15 protein-coding genes and 2 pseudogenes are annotated in these 17,913 nt (G+C 72.6%); 14 read left to right on the top strand and 3 right to left on the bottom strand.

Annotation, left to right across the window (positions count from 1 at the left end; genetic code table 11):
* Positions 1–97: 97 nt before the first annotated feature.
* The 3 genes from aceE to ACWD0A_RS28520 all read left to right on the top strand — a co-directional run bounded on the left by aceE (position 98) and on the right by ACWD0A_RS28520 (position 4,681).
* Positions 98–2,764 carry a pyruvate dehydrogenase (acetyl-transferring), homodimeric type gene (gene aceE, locus ACWD0A_RS28530; protein WP_451302673.1) on the top strand — a complete coding sequence of 889 codons (2,667 nt, stop codon included), beginning with the start codon at positions 98–100 and terminating at the stop codon, positions 2,762–2,764.
* 113 nt (positions 2,765–2,877) lie between these two features.
* The gene (locus ACWD0A_RS28525; protein WP_451302671.1) at positions 2,878–3,696 is read left to right on the top strand and encodes a MerR family transcriptional regulator; all 819 of its coding nucleotides are present in this window, start codon (positions 2,878–2,880) and stop codon (positions 3,694–3,696) included.
* A gap of 19 nt (positions 3,697–3,715) precedes the next feature.
* On the top strand, positions 3,716–4,681 hold the full coding sequence (locus tag ACWD0A_RS28520) for a helix-turn-helix transcriptional regulator (RefSeq protein ID WP_451302669.1): 966 nt from the start codon (positions 3,716–3,718) through the stop codon (positions 4,679–4,681).
* A gap of 136 nt (positions 4,682–4,817) precedes the next feature.
* On the opposite strand, the gene ACWD0A_RS28515 is transcribed toward ACWD0A_RS28520, so the two are convergent.
* Complete coding sequence (locus tag ACWD0A_RS28515) at positions 4,818–5,807, bottom strand: SDR family oxidoreductase (protein ID WP_451302667.1); 990 nt, start codon at positions 5,805–5,807, stop codon at positions 4,818–4,820.
* A gap of 140 nt (positions 5,808–5,947) precedes the next feature.
* Between ACWD0A_RS28515 and ACWD0A_RS28510 the strand changes: the two genes are divergently transcribed.
* Positions 5,948–6,466: a DUF4240 domain-containing protein gene (locus ACWD0A_RS28510; RefSeq protein WP_451302720.1), complete on the top strand. Its 519-nt coding sequence runs from the start codon at positions 5,948–5,950 to the stop codon at positions 6,464–6,466.
* Between the two features lie 25 nt (positions 6,467–6,491).
* Here ACWD0A_RS28510 and ACWD0A_RS28505 read toward each other — a convergent pair whose 3' ends face one another.
* Positions 6,492–7,013 (bottom strand): N-acetyltransferase family protein, encoded by a 522-nt coding sequence (locus tag ACWD0A_RS28505; protein ID WP_451302665.1) that lies wholly within the window; start codon positions 7,011–7,013, stop codon positions 6,492–6,494.
* A 44-nt stretch (positions 7,014–7,057) separates the two neighbouring features.
* On the opposite strand from ACWD0A_RS28505, the gene ACWD0A_RS28500 reads away from it, so the two are divergent.
* From ACWD0A_RS28500 to ACWD0A_RS28480, 5 genes are all read left to right on the top strand, one after another.
* Entirely contained in the window at positions 7,058–7,957 is a 900-nt protein-coding gene (locus ACWD0A_RS28500) for a TIGR01777 family oxidoreductase (protein ID WP_451302663.1), read from the top strand.
* A 206-nt stretch (positions 7,958–8,163) separates the two neighbouring features.
* Positions 8,164–9,108 (top strand): RNA polymerase sigma-70 factor, encoded by a 945-nt coding sequence (locus ACWD0A_RS28495; protein ID WP_451302661.1) that lies wholly within the window; start codon positions 8,164–8,166, stop codon positions 9,106–9,108.
* A 112-nt stretch (positions 9,109–9,220) separates the two neighbouring features.
* The gene (locus ACWD0A_RS28490; protein WP_451302659.1) at positions 9,221–10,423 is read left to right on the top strand and encodes an NAD(P)/FAD-dependent oxidoreductase; all 1,203 of its coding nucleotides are present in this window, start codon (positions 9,221–9,223) and stop codon (positions 10,421–10,423) included.
* 389 nt (positions 10,424–10,812) lie between these two features.
* Positions 10,813–12,138 (top strand): NAD(P)/FAD-dependent oxidoreductase, encoded by a 1,326-nt coding sequence (locus ACWD0A_RS28485; protein WP_451302657.1) that lies wholly within the window; start codon positions 10,813–10,815, stop codon positions 12,136–12,138.
* 91 nt (positions 12,139–12,229) lie between these two features.
* Entirely contained in the window at positions 12,230–12,772 is a 543-nt protein-coding gene (locus ACWD0A_RS28480) for a galactose-binding domain-containing protein (protein WP_451302655.1), read from the top strand.
* A 145-nt stretch (positions 12,773–12,917) separates the two neighbouring features.
* On the opposite strand, the gene ACWD0A_RS28475 is transcribed toward ACWD0A_RS28480, so the two are convergent.
* On the bottom strand, positions 12,918–14,366 hold the full coding sequence (locus ACWD0A_RS28475; protein ID WP_451302653.1) for a regulator: 1,449 nt from the start codon (positions 14,364–14,366) through the stop codon (positions 12,918–12,920).
* Positions 14,367–14,551: 185 nt separating this feature from the next.
* On the opposite strand from ACWD0A_RS28475, the pseudogene lipB reads away from it, so the two are divergent.
* The 5 genes and pseudogenes from lipB to ACWD0A_RS28450 form a co-directional block, all read left to right on the top strand.
* Positions 14,552–15,094: pseudogene (gene lipB, locus ACWD0A_RS28470) on the top strand (lipoyl(octanoyl) transferase LipB); the annotation flags it as partial.
* Positions 15,095–15,190: 96 nt separating this feature from the next.
* Positions 15,191–15,574 (top strand): annotated as a pseudogene (locus tag ACWD0A_RS28465) (lipoyl protein ligase domain-containing protein); the annotation flags it as partial.
* A gap of 121 nt (positions 15,575–15,695) precedes the next feature.
* On the top strand, positions 15,696–16,679 hold the full coding sequence (lipA, locus tag ACWD0A_RS28460; RefSeq protein ID WP_307715860.1) for a lipoyl synthase: 984 nt from the start codon (positions 15,696–15,698) through the stop codon (positions 16,677–16,679).
* Between the two features lie 252 nt (positions 16,680–16,931).
* Positions 16,932–17,141, top strand: a complete 210-nt coding sequence (locus ACWD0A_RS28455) for an SCO2195 family GlnR-regulated protein (RefSeq protein ID WP_451302718.1) — start codon at positions 16,932–16,934, stop codon at positions 17,139–17,141.
* 18 nt (positions 17,142–17,159) lie between these two features.
* Complete coding sequence (locus ACWD0A_RS28450; protein ID WP_451302651.1) at positions 17,160–17,867, top strand: DUF4191 domain-containing protein; 708 nt, start codon at positions 17,160–17,162, stop codon at positions 17,865–17,867.
* Positions 17,868–17,913: the final 46 nt, after the last annotated feature.

Here is a 17,913-nt window from a genome sequence, read left to right as displayed (position 1 = left end):
GAGACTTACAGTCGTCGACGGGTTCACCAACCCTCGCCCTGTCCTGCCAGACACGGCACCCCCTTCTCCACCCCCTCCTGTCCGGAAGGCGGCGATCATGACCGACCCCGTAGGCAAGCTTCCGAGCGAGCTCGACCAGCTCCCGGACCGTGACGCCGAGGAAACCGCCGAGTGGGCGGCGTCCCTCGACGCCGTCGCGGAGCATGCCGGCCCGCACCGCGCCGCGTACCTGATGCGCCGCACCCTCCAGCACGCCGAGAAGGCGGGCGTCGCCCTGCCCCGGCTGCTGGAGACGGACTACGTCAACACCATCCCCACCTCCGCCGAGCCCGCGTTCGAGGGCGACGAGGAGATGGAGGCGCGCATCACCGCCTGGAACCGCTGGAACGCTGCCGCCATGGTGACCCGCGGCTCCCGCTTCGGCGTCGGCGGCCACATCGCCACCTTCGCCTCCGCGGCCTGGCTCTACGAGACCGGCTTCAACCACTTCTTCCGCGGCAAGGAGAGCGACGGCTCCGGCGACCAGCTCTACATCCAGGGCCACGCCTCCCCGGGCATCTACGCCCGCGCGTTCCTCGACGGCCGGCTGAGCGAGCAGCAGCTCGACAACTTCCGGCAGGAGGCGGGCGGCAACGGCCTCCCCTCCTACCCGCACCCGCGCCGCCTGCCCTGGCTGTGGGAGTTCCCCACCGTCTCCATGGGTCTCGGCCCGCTCTCCGCGATCTACCAGGCTCGCTTCAACCGCTATCTGCACAACCGCGGCATCAAGGACACGGCGAACTCCCACGTCTGGGCGTTCCTCGGCGACGGCGAGATGGACGAGCCCGAGTCGACCGCGGCCCTCGCCCTGGCCTCCCGCGAGCGGCTCGACAACCTGACCTTCGTCATCAACTGCAACCTGCAGCGTCTCGACGGCCCGGTCCGCGCCAACTTCAAGATCGTGCAGGAGCTGGAGGCCCAGTTCCGCGGCGCCGGCTGGAACGTCGTCAAATCGCTGTGGGGCTCGGCCTGGGACGAGCTGTTCCAGCTCGACACCACCGGCGCCCTCGTCCGCCGCCTCCGCGAGGTGCCGGACGCGCAGTTCCAGACGTACGCGACCCGCGACGTCGCGTACATCCGCGAGCACTTCTTCGGCGCCGAGCCCGCGCTCGTCGAGCTGGCCAAGCTGCTCACCGACGCGAAGATCGCCGAGTGTTTCTACACCTCCCGCGGTGGCCACGAGGCCCGCAAGGTGTACGCGGCGTACAAGGCGGCCGTCGAGCACAAGGGCGCGCCGACCGTGATCCTCGCCCAGACGGTGAAGGGCTACACGCTCGGCAAGGGCTTCGAGTCCAAGAACGCCAACCACCAGATGAAGAAGCTGACGATCGACGAGTTCAAGGGCATGCGCGACCTGCTCGGGCTCCCGATCGCCGACAGCGCCTTCGCCGACGGCCTCGTGCCGTACGGCCACCCGGGCGCCGACTCCCCCGAGGTCCGCTACCTCCAGGAGCGCCGCGCCGCCCTCGGCGGGCCCGCCCCGGCCCGCCGGGTCCACGCGGCGTCGCTGCCGCAGCCGGAGGAGCGCGCGTTCACGGCCCTGTACAAGGGGTCCGGCAAGCAGGAGATGGCCACGACCATGGCCTTCGTCCGGCTGATGAAGGACCTGATGCGGGACAAGGAGACCGGCAGGCGCTGGGTGCCGATCGTCCCGGACGAGGCCCGCACCTTCGGCATGGAGTCGCTGTTCCCGTCCGCGGGCATCTACTCGCCGCTGGGCCAGACGTACGAGCCGGTCGACCGCGACCAGCTGATGTACTACAAGGAGGCCAAGGACGGCCAGATCCTCAACGAGGGGATCACCGAGGCCGGCGCCATGGCCGACTTCATCGCCGCCGCGACGTCGTACGCGACGCACGGCGAGACGATGATCCCGTTCTACATCTTCTACTCGATGTTCGGCTGGCAGCGGACCGGCGACCAGATGTGGCAGCTCGCCGACCAGCTCGGCAAGGGCTTCATCGTGGGCGCGACGGCGGGCCGTACGACCCTGACCGGTGAGGGCCTCCAGCACGCGGACGGCCACTCGCACCTGATCGCCGCCACGAACCCGGCGTCGCTGAACTACGACCCGGCCTTCGCGTACGAGGTCGCGGTGATCGTCAAGGACGGTCTGCGCCGGATGTACGGTCCGGACGCGGAGGACGTCTTCTACTACCTGACGGTCTACAACGAGCCCAAGCCGCAGCCCGCCATGCCGGAGGGCGTCGAGGAGGGCATCGTCAAGGGCCTGTACCGCTTCAAGGAGGGCTCGGCCGAGGCGGACGCGCCGCGCCTGCAGCTGCTCGCCTCCGGTACGGCCATCCACTGGGCGCTCGAGGCCCAGGAACTGCTGGCCGCCGACTGGGACGTGGCCGCCGACGTGTGGTCCGCGACCTCGTGGGGCGAGCTGCGCCGCGACGCGCTGGAGGCCGACGAGGCCCTGCTGCGCGGCGAGCAGCGCACGCCGTACGTGACCCAGGCGCTGGAGGGTGCTCCGGGTCCGGTGCTGGCCGTCTCCGACTGGATGCGGCAGGTGCCCGACCAGATCAGCCAGTGGGTCGAGCAGGACTGGTCGTCGCTCGGCACGGACGGCTTCGGTCTGTCGGACACGCGTGAGGGCGCGCGCCGCCACTTCGGCGTCGACGCGCAGTCGATCACGGTCGCCGCGCTGGCCCAGCTGGCCCGGCGCGGCGAGGTCCCGGCCTCGGCCGTGAAGGAGGCGCGCGAGCGCTACGGCCTGTGAGGCAGGCCCTGTAAGGCAGGCTCCGAGGCCCCTGGCGACCGCCCGCTGTCGCCGGGGGCCTCCGCGTGATGCTTGACCCTGACACCGTGTGAAGCCGTGCACTGGGAGACGTCATGTTCACCATCGGAGACTTCGCCCGGCACGGCCGTGTGTCGGCCCGGATGCTGCGCCACTACGACGCCATCGGGCTGCTGCGGCCGGAACACACCGACCCTTTCACCGGCTACCGCTACTACTCCGCGGCCCAGCTCGCCCGCCTCAACCGTCTCGTCGCCCTCAAGGATCTCGGCTTCACCCTGCAACAAGTGCGGGAGATCCTGGAGGACCGCGTGAGCACGGAGGAGCTGCGCGGAATGCTCACACTGCGGCAGGCGGAACTCGAGGAGTCGATGGCGGCGGCCGCCGCGCGGCTGGCGCAGGTCGAGGCGAGGCTCCGGTCGATCGAGAGCGAGGGCCGCATGCCCACCCAGGACGTCGTGATCAAGAGCACCCCCGCGGTGCGGGTCGCCGAGCTGACCGCCGTCGCCGCCGGTTACGGGCCGGAGCACATCGGCCCCGTGATCAGCCCGCTGTACGACGAGCTGTTCCGCCGCCTGAAGGCGGCGGGCGTCACTCCGACCGGGCCCGGTATCGCGTACTACGAGGACGCGCCCGAGGGCGACGGCGCGATCCTGGTGCACGCCGGGTGCACCGTCTCGGCCGGCCAGGCACCGGGCACGGGCTTCACTGTGGTCGATCTCCCCGCCGTCGAGCGGGCGGCGACAATCGTGCACCGCGGTCCGATGGACGCGATCGTGCCCACCGCGCAGAACCTGGCGCAGTGGATCGAGGCGGGCGGGCACCGCTCGGCGGGGTACGCCCGGGAGGTCTACCTGGAGTGCCCGCAGGACAAGGAGAAGTGGGTGACGGAGCTCCAGGAGCCGCTGGCCTGAGCTGCGCGACAATGCCTCCATGCGCGCTGCCCGGCTGATCAAGATGGTGCTGCTCCTCCAGGCGAGGTCCTCCATGACCGGGGCCGAGCTGGCACGGGAGCTGGAGGTGTCCGAGCGGACCGTGACGCGGGACGCGCTCGCGCTCTCCGAGGCGGGGGTGCCGGTCTACGCGGACCGTGGGCGGAGCGGGGGCTACCGGCTGATCGGTGGGTACCGCACCCGGCTGACCGGCCTCGGGCGCGACGAGGCCGAGGCCCTGTTCCTGTCCGGACTGCCGGGCGCGCTGCGGGACATGGGCCTTCAGGACGCGGCCTCCGCGGCGCGCCTGAAGGTGTCCGCGGCGCTGCTCCCGTCCTTGCGAGACGCCCCGCACTCGGCGGCGCAGCGGTTCCATCTGGACGCGCCCGGCTGGTACCAGGAGCCGCGGACGCCGGAGCTGCTGCCGCTGATCGCGGAGGCGGTGTGGGCGGATCACCGGATCCGGGCGTCGTACCGCCGCCGGGACACCGAGGTGGAGCGGGAGCTGGAACCGTACGGTCTCGTGCTGAAGGCGGGCGTCTGGTACTTGTGCGCCCGCGCGGAGGGGTCGTTCCGGGTGTACCGGATCGACCGGTTCTCGGCGGTGGAGGCGGACGGGGAGGTCTTCGAACGGGACGAGGACTTCGACCTGCCCGGCTTCTGGGCGGAGCGCGCGGCCGAGTTCGCGCGCTCCATCCTCCGCGCGGAAGTGGTGGTGCGGGTGACGGAGGCGGGCGCGGAGCGCCTGCCGTACGTGACGGACCGCTCGGTGGCCGAGGAGGCGCTCGCCGCCGCGCCCCCGCCGGACGCCGGGGGCCGCGTGACGCTCACGCTCCCGGTGGAGTCCTTGGACGTGGCGTACTCGCAGTTGCTGACGCTGGGCGCGGAGGTGGAGGTCCTGAGACCGGCGGCGCTCCGGGAGCGCTTCGCGACGACGGCGACGCGGCTGCGCGACCTGTACGCCTGACGGCCCCGCGCCGCCGAGGCAGACCACCGGGCGCGCCGGCACCGGCCACGGGGCGGTGAAGCAGGCACGCCGCCCGCGGCCCCGGGCGCCTGCGCCGGGCGGGGCCCGAGAGGCGCGATGCCCCCCGGGCCCTGGCTCAGCGGTACGCGTCCACGCGCGGGCTCTCGCCCGCCTTCTCCGCCAGCATGAAGCCCCAGACGTCCGGGCGACTGCCGTCCGTGTCCGTGATGCCGTACTCCTTGGCCAGCCGGCCGCTGTCCAGCGATGCGCCGTTCCAGCGGGCCCGGTCCGGGTCGGCGGCCAGGGCCGCCACGCCGCGGCCCAGGTACGCCGGGGACTCGGACAGCGCCCAGTGCCGCTGCTTGGCGATGCCGTCCCGCCAGGTCTCCTCCGTGAGGCCGAAGATGTCCAGCATCTCCTCGGAGCGGAGGAACCCCGGGGTGACCGCCACCGCCGTCGCGCCCATCTCCTTCAGTTCCTCGCCGAGGAGGTACGCCATGCGGATCGGCCCGTTCTTGGCAAGGTCGTAGTAGAAGTTCTCGCGGCGCTCCCTGTTCGTCTCCGCGGTGCCGTCCGTCACCTCGACGACCAGGCCGCCCGGCTCCCGTACCAGCAGCGGCAGCGCGATGCTGCTCGTGATGATGTGCGTCCGCACCCCCAGGTCGATCATGCGCAGGCCGCGCTCGAGGCCGACGTCCCACATCCTGGTGTCGAAGTCGAGCAGGAAGTTCCCGCCCCAGATGTCGTTCACCAGGATGTCCAGGCGTCCGTGGTCGCGGTCGATGCGCTCGACCAGCGACCGGACCTGGTCGGCCTCCAGGTGGTCGGTGGGGACGGCGATGCCCGTCCCGCCCGCGGCGGTGACGAGTTCGGCGGTCCCCTCGATCGTCTCCCCCGCGCGGCCCACCTCGCTGACGTGCTCCCGGGTGGTGCGGCCGGTCACATAGACCGTGGCGCCCGCGGCGCCGAGTTCCACGGCGATGGCGCGGCCCGCGCCCCGGGTCGCGCCCGCGACCAGCGCGATCCTGCCGTGCAGCGGCCGGTCCGGGGGGCCGGCCGGCGCCTCCTGCGGAGGGTGGTGCAGGGGCGTGTCCACGGATCCGTTCAACGGCTCGTTCGTCGTCATGGAGCGACCGTCGCACGGAATCCCGACACCTTCTGTCCGGCATTGCCGCCCATCGCCCCGATGGACCGCTCATCTCGATACGGCCGCTTTCCCCGGCTCCGCGTGCGCCGCCCTCCCCCAGACACGATGCTTGTCCCGTGATGGACGAGACGGAGTTCTGGGAAATCGTCGACAGCACCCGTGAGGCCGCCGAGGGCGACCCCGAGGACCATGCCGAGCTGCTCGTCGAGCGGCTGCTGCAGCTCGATCCCGACTCCGTGCTGGACTTCGCCCGGCACTTCGAGGCCCGCTACAACCGCGCGTACACATGGGACCTGTGGGGCGCGGCGGCCGTGCTGCTCGGCGGCGCGAGCGACGACGCGTTCGACTACTTCCGCTGCTGGCTCATCGGCCAGGGCCGCGAGGTCTTCGAAGGCGCGGTGCACGACCCCGACTCGCTGGCGGAGCTTCTGGACGACTTCGACGAGGACATCGACGGAGACGGCGAGGAGCTGGGGTACGCGGCGGACGAGGCGTACGAGCAGCTGACCGGTGTCGACGCGCCGGACCTCGGCATTCCGGCGCAGGCGACCGAGCCGGCGGGCGTCCCGTTCGCCTTCGACGACGACGCGGCGCTGGCGCGGCGCCTCCCGCGCCTGTGGGAACGCTTCGGCGGCTGACCGCCCGGCGGTACGTCCGCGCGGGTCACGCCTTCAGGGAACGGCCCATCAGGACGTCGTCCACGTAACGCCCCTCCAGCAGGAACTCGCCCGGCAGCACGCCCTCGACCCTGAAGCCCTCCGCCTCGTACAGCGCCCGCGCCGGGACGTTGTGGCCGAGGACGCGCAGGGTGAGACGGATGGCGCCCTGGCGGCGCGCCTCGTCGCACGCCGCGCGCAGCAGGGCCCGGCCGACGCCGCGGCCCCGCGCCCGGTCGGCCACGGCGAGGCCCTCGATCTGGCGTACGTGCCGGTTGCAGGCGAGGGGCGTCGGCCGCACGAGGCGGATGTAGCCGAGGAGCGTGCCGTCGGTGTCCTCGGTGACCAGGAAGTCCTCGGGCCGGTGGGTGGCGTCGAAGAACGGCCCGTACGGGGGCTCGGGCCGCGGCTGCACGGCGTGCAGGGGCGACCAGGTCGCCCGGTCGAGTTCGCCGAGGGCCGTGTCGTCGGCGGCGCGCGCGGGACGTATCGCCGGGGGTATCGCGGGACGTGTGTGCGGCTCGGGCATGGGGGCAACTGTGCCATGCGGTACGGGCGGGGCAGGATGGGGCCATGCAGAGATCGCGTATCGCCGTCACCGGCGCCTCGGGGCTCATCGGCAAGGCGCTCGTGCGCTCGCTGCGTGCGGACGGGCACGAGGTGGTGCGGCTGGTACGGCACCCGTCCAGGGCGGGGGACGAGGTCGAGTGGGACCCGCGGCGGCAGTACGTCGACGTCGCGGGCCTCGTGGGCTGCGACGCGGTCGTGCACCTCGCCGGCGCGGGGGTGGGCGACCGCCGCTGGACGCAGGCGTACCGCAGGGAGATCCGCGACAGCCGGGTGCTCGGCACGGCGGCGATCGCGGAGGCGGTGGCCTCGCTGGACACCCCGCCGAAGGTGCTGGTCAGCGGCAGCGCGGTCGGCTTCTACGGCGACACGGGGGACCGCCCGGTGGACGAGGACGCGCCGCCCGGGGAAGGTTTCCTGCCGGGTGTGTGCGTGGAGTGGGAGGAGGCGGCGGCGCCCGCGCAGGAGGCGGGCGTGCGTACGGCGTTCGCCCGCACCGGCCTGGTGGTGGCGCGGGAGGGCGGCGCGTGGGGCCGGATGTTCCCGCTGTTCCGGGCGGGGCTCGGGGGACGGCTCGGCAGCGGGCGCCAGTACTGGAGCTTCATCGCGCTGCACGACGAGGTGGCGGCGTTGCGGCACATCCTGGACACGGAGTCGCTGTCGGGCCCGGTGAACCTGACGGCGCCGGAGCCGGTGACGAACCGCGAGGTGACGGAGGCGATGGGCCGGGTCCTGCACCGCCCGGCACTCTTCGCGGTCCCGACGCCGGCGCTGCGGCTGGTGCTGGGCGAGATGGCCGCGGACGTCCTGAGCAGCCAACGCGCTCTGCCGGTACGCCTGTTGGAGTCGGGCTTCTCGTTCGCGTTCCCCCACATCGACGACGCCATCCGCGCGGCCCTGCGCTGACTGGGGTCTGTCGTCGATGTGATCTCGGCTGGTGGATCGCGGTCGGGTGATGTGTCGCCATGAACTGTCCGATGCCGAGTGGGACTTCGCGCGGCCGCTGCCGCCCCGGACGTCGTGACCCCGCAACTCCTGGACCAGGCCCGGATGCTGACCGGGGCGCGCTGTCCCGCCTGCCGTTCCGCCCTGGGGCGACTAGGATCGCGGGCATGGCCCTGATCATGAGTGACGTGGACCGGTTCGAGGCTGCGAGGCCCCGGCTGGAGGCCATCGCCTACCGGCTGCTCGGCTCGGCGAGTGAGGCGGAGGATGCCGTGCAGGAGACGTTCCTGCGCTGGCAGGCGGCTGACGTCGAGCGGATCGAGGTGCCTGAGGCCTGGCTGACGAAGGTCCTCACCAACTTCTGCCTCAATATGATCGCTTCGGCACGTGCCCGGCGTGAGACGTACGTGGGAAGGTGGCTCCCCGAGCCGCTGCTCGCCGGGGACCCGATGCTCGGCCCGGCCGACACCGCCGAGCAGCGCGAGTCGGTGTCGTACGCCGTCCTCGTCCTGCTGGAGCGCCTGTCGCCCAACGAGCGGGCGGTGTACGTGCTGCGTGAGGCCTTCGACTACCCGCACCGGGAGATCGCCGAGATCCTGGACGTCACCGAGGCCGCCAGCCAGCAGATCTACCACCGGGCCAAGAAGCACGTCGCAAACGGCAAGGCGCGCACCGAGATCGACGAGGCCGCCGCCCGGAGGATCGTCGAGGAGTTCCTGGCCGCGGCGACCAGCGGCCGTACCGAACCCCTCATACGCCTGCTCACCCAGGACGCCGTCTCGGTAGGCGACGGCGGCGGGAAGGTCCCGGCACGCGCGAAGGCGTTCGAGGGCGCGGTCGCCGTCGCGAAGTTGCTGCGCGGCCTGTTCAAGCCCAGCGAGGCCAAGCGGGCCTACGTCGGCGGCGCGCCCGAGATCTACGCCACGACCGCCAACGGCGAGCCCGCCATCGTGGCGGTCGTGGACGGCCGGGTCGTCGCGATCACGTGCCTGGAGGTCACCGAGGAGGGCATCACCGCGGTCCGCAGCCAGGTCAACCCCGACAAGCTCGTCCGCGCGACCGAGCAGTGGGCCGCCGCGGACCACGGGGGCACCCCGCTCTACACCCTCTGAGTCGATGTGACGTGCTTCACATCCTGATCCTGTCAGGAATCGCAGGGCTGCCCGGTTCAAGTGGCGAAACCGCCAAGACAGCGGCGGAATCCTCGCAGACAGGAGCAGGCCCATGCAGCACCGCATCGTCGTCCTCGGAGCCGGCTACACCGGAGCCGTCGCCGCCGGCCGCCTCGCCAGGCGGCTGCACCGCGAGGACGTCACCATCACCCTCGTCAACCCCGAGCCCGACTTCGTCGAGCGCGTCCGGCTGCACCAGCTCGCGGCCGGCCAGGACCTCAGGCACCGGCCGTTCAGCGAGATGTTCGCGGGCACGGGCGTGGCACTGAAGCTCGCGAAGGTCACCGCCGTGGACGTGGACCGCAGGACGGTGACGGTCGCCGCCGCGCCCGGCTCCGAGCGGGAGGAACTGGAGTACGACACTCTGGTCTACGCCCTCGGCAGCGGCTGGAACGACGGGGGCGTCCCCGGCGCCGCCGCACACGCCCACGAGGTCTCCAGCCGCCCCGGCGCCCTCCGCCTCCGCGACCGCCTGGCGGCCCTGGACGCCGGCCGGCCCGTGGTCGTGGTCGGCGGTGGCCTGACCGGCCTGGAGGCCGCGACCGAGATCGCCGAGACCCGCCCGGACCTCGACGTCGCCCTGGCCGCACACGGCGCCCTCGGCGACTGGCTCTCGGACAAGGGCCGCGCCCACCTGCGGAAGGTGGTGGACGAGCTCGGCATCACGGTCCACGAACACGCCGCGGTCACCGCCGTGGAGGCGGACGGCGTGACGACGGCCGACGGCCGGACCATCCCCGCCGAGGTCACCGTGTGGACCACCGGCTTCGCCGTCCACCCGATCGCCCGGGCCACCACCCTGGAGGTCACCGACCGCGGCCAGATCGTGGTCGACACCACGATGCGCTCGGTCTCCCACCCGGACGTGTACGCCGTGGGTGACGCGGCGATGGCGATCGGTCCGAACGACAAGCCGCTGCGGATGTCCTGCGCCTCGGGCGTCCCCATGGCCTGGCAGGCCGCCGACGCCATCGCCGCCCGCCTCGCCGCCACCAAGGTCCCCCACGTCTCCATCCGCTACTTCCAGCAGTGCGTCTCCCTCGGCCGCAAGGAGGGCCTGGTCCAGTTCGTCACGGCCGACGACCGAGCGGTCGACAGGGCCCTGACGGGCCGCGTGGCCTCCCTCTACAAGGAACTGATCTGCAAGGGCGCGGCCTGGGGCGTCGCCAACCCGACAGCGGGCATGCCGTCCCGGCGCCGGCGTGTCGTACGGCAGGAGCCCCGGGCCGGTGCACGGGCGGAGGTCGCGGCCTGACCTCGCCCCTGCCGAACCGCCGGTATCGGCCGACGTGGTGAACGCGTCGGCCGATACCGGCAGGAGCCGACTCGGACGCACCGTCCGAAAGGGCATCCCGCCCCTGGGCCTGGAGCGCGCCGTGCGGCTCACCGACCGGATTGCGCACCGAGACGCTCCCGGACGGCGGCCCATGGCCCCCGACGACGTCGCGCCCGCCACGCGCGCATCACCGCCGCCCGCGAACGACGGACGACCAGCGCCGTGCGCCCCCGCGCTCCGGTGCTCCGTCGTGTGCGCGACTGCAGGTCGGGGTCCCGGTTCCTAGTCTCGGTGCGAACTCGGGTATTCCACGGGCCTGATGGGGGCATGAGGTTCCCACCAGCCGCGCCGACCTCGGGGAGGGGCACGTGCTCAGCACCGCTCAGCATGCGGATCACGCGGACGTCGTCATCGTCGGGGCCGGGATCGCCGGACTCTCGGCAGCTCATCGGCTCACCAGTGCGGGGGTGACGGTCAGGGTCCTGGAGGCCGCCCCGGTCGTGGGCGGGCGCATGGCCACCGAGCGGGTCGACGGATTCCGGCTCGACCGCGCAGGTCAGTTGCTCAGTACCGCGTTCCCGGAGCTGCGGCGCATCACCGCGCTGCGCGACGCCGAACTGCGGTTGTTCTCGCCCGGTGTGCTCGTGCACGCCGAGGGGCGGCTCCAGCGGACCGGAGAGGTCGGGACGTCGCCGCACGCCACCCGGGGCGTAGGGGTCGCATTCACCGTCGCGCGCGCCCTCGCGAGCGCCCCTCGGCCGCGGCATCTCGACCAGGCCCGGCTGGGGGCGTCGCTGGCGCGGCTCGCGGGCACCTCCGTACGGCGGGTGCTGGCCCGGCCGGAACGCGCCGCCGCCGACGCCCTCCACAGCCGTGGACTGCCCGCCCGTACGGTGCACGGCTTCCTGCGCCCCCTGCTGGCCGCGCTGCTGTGCGACCCGGAGCTGACCACCTCCAGCCGGTGCGCCGACCTGGTGCTGCGCGGTTACGCGCGCGGCAGGCTGTGCGTCCCGGCGGGCGGGGCGTCCGCCCTGCCCGAACTGCTGTCCGCCGCGCTGCCGGAGGGGACGGTCCGCACGGGCACACGGGTCACGGACATCGCGACCAACAGGGTCACGACCGAGGAGCACGGCGAGTTCCGCTGCCGTTCCGTCGTGGTCGCCACGGAGGCGCGCACGGCGGCGGAGCTGCTGCCGGGGCTGCGCGTGCCCTCGTTCCGGCCGGTGACGGTGGTGCATCACACCGCGCCGGAGCCTCCGCTGACCGATCCGTCGCTGGTCCTGGACGCGGACCGCGTCGGGCCCGTCTCGCACACGGCGGTGATGAGCGAGGTCGACCCGTCCCGCGCCCCCGAGGGCAGGGCGTTGATCTCCTCCACGGTGGTGGGGGGCCTGCCGGACGACGTGGACCGGCAGGTGCGACGCCACCTGGCGACGCTGTACGGGACGCCGACGAACGACTGGGATCTCCTGAGCGTCCATCACGATGCCGCGGGCGTACCGGAGATGAAGCCGCCGCACGACCTGCGCCGCCCGGTGCGTGTGCTGGCGGGGCTCTACGTCTGCGGCGACCACCGGGACACGGCGACGGTCCAGGGCGCGCTGGTCTCGGGCCGCCGGGCCGCGCACGCGCTCCTGTCGGACCTCGGCATCCGGCCGGGCTGCGTGACGCCCGCGCTGGAGGCGGCGGCCTGAGTCACCCGGGGCGGCCCACCGCCCTCGGACGACTCGCCCCAGAAGTCCAAGCGATACATCCGACCTCTCCCTTGGCCCCGCACGCCAGTCGGTGCGGGAGCTCGCCGAGCAGCTGCGCGGCGAGATCACGCGCACCAGCGGCTTCACACCCCGGATCGGTTCGGCGACCGAACGGGCCGCCGCCGGCGACATCGTGCTGCGCCTCGCGACGCAGAAGTCGGCGGCCTGGGACGCGCCCGCCTCACGCGCCGTGGACGGCAACACGGACGGCGCCTTCGGCAGCGGCTCCGTGACGGACACCGCGGAGCCGTCGAACCAGGCGTGGTGGCAGGTGGACCTGGGCACGAGCGCGCGCGTGGACCAGGTGCAGGTGGGGAACCGCACGGACTGCTGCGCGGACCGGCTGAAGGACCTCTGGATGCCGGCCTCGGCGAACCCGTTCACGGCGGACGGCCTGGACGCGGCACGCAGCGCCCCCGGCGTCACGGCGGTCCACGTCACGTCCCAGGCGGGCCGCACGACGACGGTGACGTTGCCGCCGGGCACGGACGCGCGGTACGTGCGGGTGCGGCTGGCGTCGTCCACGAATCCGCTGTCCCTCGCGGAGGTCCAGGTCCGGGGGGCGCGCGCCTGACCCGGGGACTCCGTCCCCGAACCCGCCCCCTACGCCCTGCGGGCGTGGGGGGAGCCCCAGCGCCTCAATCGCGGCGCGGCTGACTTGTCAGCCCCGCCGGCGGTTGAGGGCACCGCCGCGGGCGTCACCCGCCCGGGGCGGGACGTCACCCCAGCGCCGCCACCCGGTCGCGGTACGTGCGGACCGGGCTCGCGTCCCGGTACGGCTCCAGGCGGCGCTCGAACTCCCGCACGTACTCCGACGCCCGCGCCGACCGCATCTCCGACGCCTGCAGCGCCGCCTCCGCCCCCAGCGCGCACGCCTGCTCCAGCTCCCCCAGGCCCAGGCGCGCCGTCGCGAGGACCACACGGCAGAACAGCCGGCTGCGGGCGAAGGCGGGGGCCCGCAGCCGGAGCGAGCGCTCCGCGTGCTGGACCGCCGAGCGGTACTGCTGGAGATCACGGTGGCAGTGCCCGATCTCGTCGGCGAGCTGCGCCTCGTCGAAGAAGCTCGCCCAGTGCGGCACGTCGTCGCCCGGCCTGGCCGACTCCAGCGCGCGCTCCGCGCGGGCGAGGGCCGCGTTGCAGGCCCGCGCCTCGCCGAGGACCCCGTGGGCCCGCGCCTCGGCGGCGTTCAGCAGCGCCTGCACCAGCGGCGGTGCCGAGGAGCCCACGCCCTGCTGTGCGACCCGGGTCAGCTGGACCGCCTCGCGGCCGTGCCCGAGGTAGACGGCCTGGCGGCTCATGGTGACGAGCACGTACGAGCCGTACGCCCGGTCCCCCGCCGCCTGCGAGAGCCGCAGGGCCTGGACGAAGTACCGCTGGGCGAGGCCGTGTGCCGCTATGTCGTACGAGGTCCACCCGGCGAGCCGGGTCAGGTCGGCGGCCGCGGCGAAGAGCCGGCGGCCCAGCGCCTCCCCGTACGTGCCGCGCAGCATCGGCTCGGCCTCGTGCTCCAGGTAGCGCACGAGGGCCTGCCGGGCGTGGCCGCCACCGTAGGCGTTGTCGAGGGCGCGGAACAGTTCGCCGACGGACCGCAGGGCGGAGATGTCGCCGCCGGAGACCTTCTGGCCGGGTCCGCGATCGGTGCCGCGCTGCCGGGGCACGGTGACGCGGCCGCCCTGGAGGGGAACCCGGCCCGCGCCGCTGTGCGCCGTCTCACCGCGGCCCACCCGCTCGTCGGCGCGGCCGATCAGCCAGTCCCGGCTCGGCACGACCAGACCGGCCGGGGTGAACGCGATCTTCCGCAGTTCGGCGTGGCTGCCGGAGTCCTTGCGCCACAGCCCGCTGACGATGTCCACGGCCTCCTCGGGCGTGGCCGCGAACTCCAGGCCCGCGTAGACCGGCGCGCAGGCGTCCAGGCCGAGGTCCTGGGCGGACAGCCGCCGCCCGAGCCGCCGGGTGAACACCTCGGCGATCAGCGCCGGGGTCGTACCGCGCGGCTGCTGACCGCGCAGCCAGCGCGTGACGGAGGTCTTGTCGTAGCGCAGGTCGAGGCCGTGCTCGAGGCCCAGCTGGTCGACTCTGCGGGCGAGCCCGGCATGGGAGAAGCCCGCCTCCGCGATGAGCGCGGCGAGCTGCCGGTTGGGGGTGCGCTGTGGGGCTCGTTCCGTCATCTGCTGTCGGGTCTCCTGCCTTCCGGGCCGGGAGCAGCCCATGGGGGTACCTCCTGGGGTCCCCCCAGGCGTAGCTCTGGGGGAGAAGCCCTGGGGGAGGAACGGCGCGAATTTAGCGGCCCGCCCCGGCCATTCCGCCGCCTTCGCCCCACATTCATCCGATCGTGTGAGGATTGGCGGCGGCAATGACAGCCGCGCTGACGGACGCAGGGCGGAAGCCACCTGCCCGGTCACCGGTTTCCAGGCCGCCGTACAGTGGCATGGGCCCGGATTACTGCTGGGCGAAGGTTCGAGGAGGCACAGCCGTGAGTGAGCTGCGGTTCGTCCGACTGGGGTTCGGCGAGGACGCCGTCGAGTACCAGGAGGCATGGCAGAAGCAGCGCGAGGTCCACGCCGCCCGCTTCGCGGACGAGATCCCGGACACCTGTCTGCTCCTGGAGCACCCGCCGGTCTACACGGCCGGGCGGCGCACGGAGGACAGCGAGCGCCCCCTGGACGGCACGCCCGTCATCGACGTGGACCGGGGCGGGAAGATCACCTGGCACGGCCCCGGCCAGCTGGTGGGCTACCCGATCCTGAAGCTGCCGCGCCCGGTGGACGTCATCGCGCACGTCCGCCGCCTGGAGGACGCGCTGATCGGCACCTGCGCGGAGTTCGGCGTCGAGACGAGCCGGGTGGAGGGCCGCAGTGGCGTGTGGGTGCTCGGGGACCCGATGGAGCGGCGCAGCCGAGATGCAGCGCAGGTTGGGGGTTCCGACCGAGGAACGAGGGAGGGACACCCGGCCGAAGCGGAGTCGAGGCGGAGCGCGACCGAGAGCGCTGACGAGCGTCCCTCGCTCGGCGGGCTCTCGCTCGACTTCGACCCGCGACTGCACGACGAGGAGTTCGACCCGCGCATGAACGGGCCGGAGTACGCCCCCTCCAACGCCGGCCAGCGCCGCGAGGACCGCAAGCTCGCCGCGATCGGCATCCGGATCGCGAAGGGCGTGTCGATGCACGGCTTCGCCCTGAACGTGAACCCGGACAACACCTGGTTCGACCGGATCGTGCCGTGCGGCATCCGCGACGCGGGCGTGGCCTCGCTCGCGAACGAGCTGGGCCGTGACATCACGATCGAGGAGGTGCTCCCGGTCCTGGAGAGGCATCTGCGCGACGTCCTGGAGAACGCGGAGCCGCAGCCCCGCGTGATCGAGAAGGCGTCCGCCTGACGGCTGCCGGCGGCCCTGGGGAATGCGTCCCTCTGGCCACGGGTTGGCCACACGTAAGGCCGCACTTTTAACGGGCGTACTCTGGTGTTCGCCGAAGAATCGAAGCTGTAGGGAGCCGGTCGTGTCCGCAGTCGCACCCGACGGACGCAAGATGCTGCGCCTGGAGGTCCGGAACAGCCAGACCCCCATCGAGCGCAAGCCCGAGTGGATCAAGACCCGGGCGAAGATGGGCCCCGAGTACAACCAGCTGCAGAAACTGGTCAAGAGCGAGGGTCTGCACACGGTCTGCCAGGAGGCGGGCTGTCCCAACATCTTCGAGTGCTGGGAGGACCGCGAGGCCACGTTCCTCATCGGCGGCGACCAGTGCACCCGCCGCTGCGACTTCTGCCAGATCGACACCGGCAAGCCGCAGGCCCTCGACCGTGACGAGCCGCGCCGCGTCGGCGAGTCCGTCGTCACGATGGACCTGAACTACGCCACCATCACCGGCGTCGCCCGCGACGACCTGGAGGACGGCGGCGCCTGGCTGTACGCCGAGACCGTGCGCCAGATCCACGCGCAGACCGCCGGCCGCGAGGCCGGCCGCACCAAGGTCGAGCTGCTGATCCCCGACTTCAACGCCGTGCCCGAGCAGCTGGCCGAGGTCTTCTCCTCCCGCCCCGAGGTGCTCGCGCACAACGTCGAGACGGTGCCGCGCATCTTCAAGCGCATCCGCCCCGGATTCCGCTACGAGCGCTCGCTCGAGGTCATCACGCGCGCCCGCGAGGACGGCCTGGTCACCAAGTCGAACCTGATCCTCGGCATGGGCGAGACCCGCGAGGAGGTCAGCGAGGCGCTGCAGCACCTGCACGACGCGGGCTGCGAGCTGATCACGATCACCCAGTACCTGCGCCCCTCCGTGCGCCACCACCCGGTCGAGCGCTGGGTGAAGCCGCAGGAGTTCGTCGAGCTGCAGGAGGAGGCCGAGGAGATCGGCTTCTCCGGTGTCATGTCCGGTCCGCTGGTCCGTTCGTCGTACCGCGCCGGCCGCCTCTTCCAGCAGGCGATGGAGGCCCGGGGTACCGCGACGGCCACCGACTCCGCGCAGGCCGCCCAGGCCGTGTGAATTCAGGCACAAGCAACTACCGGCCAGTAAAGGCCAGTTGGGCGCGGCCCGCATCCTCCCCGCAGGTCGGGGACGTGGTGCGGGCCGCGTCCGCGTTCGCGACGGCTTCGCAGGGCGCCCATCGGTGTTTCATCGGCGTTTGACCACCTCGTCATGCCCTGGTAACACCGAACAGTGACGCTGAATGTACGCACAGCTCCCACTCATCGACTCCCGCCCCGAGGGGGGACCTTCACGATGCCGACCTCCAGCATGCAGGCCGCACCGGTACGTCCCGTGATCGCCACAGCCATCCCGTCCGTCACCGACGCCCTGCGCGCCATGGAGTCCCTGCTGCTCGGCGGCGGCCAGCGCACCGCCCGCCGCAACGCCTGGGCCGCGGTGCTGGAGGACCGGCGCCGGGCCAAGGACCGCGTCGAGGCCCAGCACGTTCTGGAGGCCGTGGCTCCCCGCACGTCTTAGGCCACGTAAACTTCAGGTATGGCGAGGAAGGCACACTCAGACAGCGCTGACGCTGCTGCGAACCCCGGGCGACTGAAGCAGATCGCCCTGACGTACAAGATGACCCGTAAGGCCGACCCCAGGGTCGGTCTTGTCGTCGCGGCTGTGGGAATCGTCACCTTCGGTGTCTTCCTCGCGATCGGTTTCTTGATCGACCACCCCATCTACCTGGGCATCCTGGGCTTCCTGCTGGCCTTCCTGGCGATGGCGATCGTCTTCGGACGCCGCGCCGAGCGGGCGGCCTTCGGGCAGATGGAGGGCCAGCCGGGCGCCGCCGCGGCGGTCCTGCAGAACGTGGGGCGCGGCTGGACCACGACTCCCGCGGTGGCGATGAACCGCAACCAGGACGTGGTGCACCGCGCGGTCGGCAAGGCCGGCATCGTGCTGGTCGCCGAGGGCAACCCGAACCGGGTCAGGACGCTGATCGCGGCCGAGAAGAAGAAGATGAACCGGATCGTCGTGGACGTCCCGGTGCACGACATCCTGGTCGGCAACGGCGAGGGCCAGGTGCCGCTGAAGAAGGTGCGCACCACGATGCTCAAGCTGCCCCGCGTCCTCAGCGGCCCGCAGGTCACCTCGACCAACGACCGGCTGCGCGCGATGGGCGACCTGATGAGCAACATGCCGCTGCCGAAGGGCCCGATGCCCAAGGGCATGCGGATGCCGCGCGGCGGAAAGATGCGCTGACGCATCCAGGACACGAGAGAGGCGGCCGGGACGATGTCCCGGCCGC

It is taken from the genome of Streptomyces sp. NPDC002867, assembly GCF_053591895.1.
Note: the sequence above shows the minus strand (reverse complement) of the source record. Positions and strands in the feature narration are given on the sequence as shown.

Bases quoted from the DNA above. Each gene is read 5' to 3' on its own strand.
- aceE (WP_451302673.1), top strand. From the start codon at position 98: ATGACCGACCCCGTAGGCAAGCTTCCGAGCGAGCTCGACCAGCTCCCG.
- ACWD0A_RS28475 (WP_451302653.1), bottom strand. From the start codon at position 14,366: ATGACGGAACGAGCCCCACAGCGCACCCCCAACCGGCAGCTCGCCGCG.
- ACWD0A_RS28520 (WP_451302669.1), top strand. From the start codon at position 3,716: ATGCGCGCTGCCCGGCTGATCAAGATGGTGCTGCTCCTCCAGGCGAGG.
- ACWD0A_RS28500 (WP_451302663.1), top strand. From the start codon at position 7,058: ATGCAGAGATCGCGTATCGCCGTCACCGGCGCCTCGGGGCTCATCGGC.
- ACWD0A_RS28525 (WP_451302671.1), top strand. From the start codon at position 2,878: ATGTTCACCATCGGAGACTTCGCCCGGCACGGCCGTGTGTCGGCCCGG.
- ACWD0A_RS28505 (WP_451302665.1), bottom strand. From the start codon at position 7,013: ATGCCCGAGCCGCACACACGTCCCGCGATACCCCCGGCGATACGTCCC.
- ACWD0A_RS28495 (WP_451302661.1), top strand. From the start codon at position 8,164: ATGGCCCTGATCATGAGTGACGTGGACCGGTTCGAGGCTGCGAGGCCC.
- ACWD0A_RS28490 (WP_451302659.1), top strand. From the start codon at position 9,221: ATGCAGCACCGCATCGTCGTCCTCGGAGCCGGCTACACCGGAGCCGTC.
- ACWD0A_RS28455 (WP_451302718.1), top strand. From the start codon at position 16,932: ATGCAGGCCGCACCGGTACGTCCCGTGATCGCCACAGCCATCCCGTCC.
- ACWD0A_RS28450 (WP_451302651.1), top strand. From the start codon at position 17,160: ATGGCGAGGAAGGCACACTCAGACAGCGCTGACGCTGCTGCGAACCCC.
- ACWD0A_RS28515 (WP_451302667.1), bottom strand. From the start codon at position 5,807: ATGACGACGAACGAGCCGTTGAACGGATCCGTGGACACGCCCCTGCAC.
- ACWD0A_RS28510 (WP_451302720.1), top strand. From the start codon at position 5,948: ATGGACGAGACGGAGTTCTGGGAAATCGTCGACAGCACCCGTGAGGCC.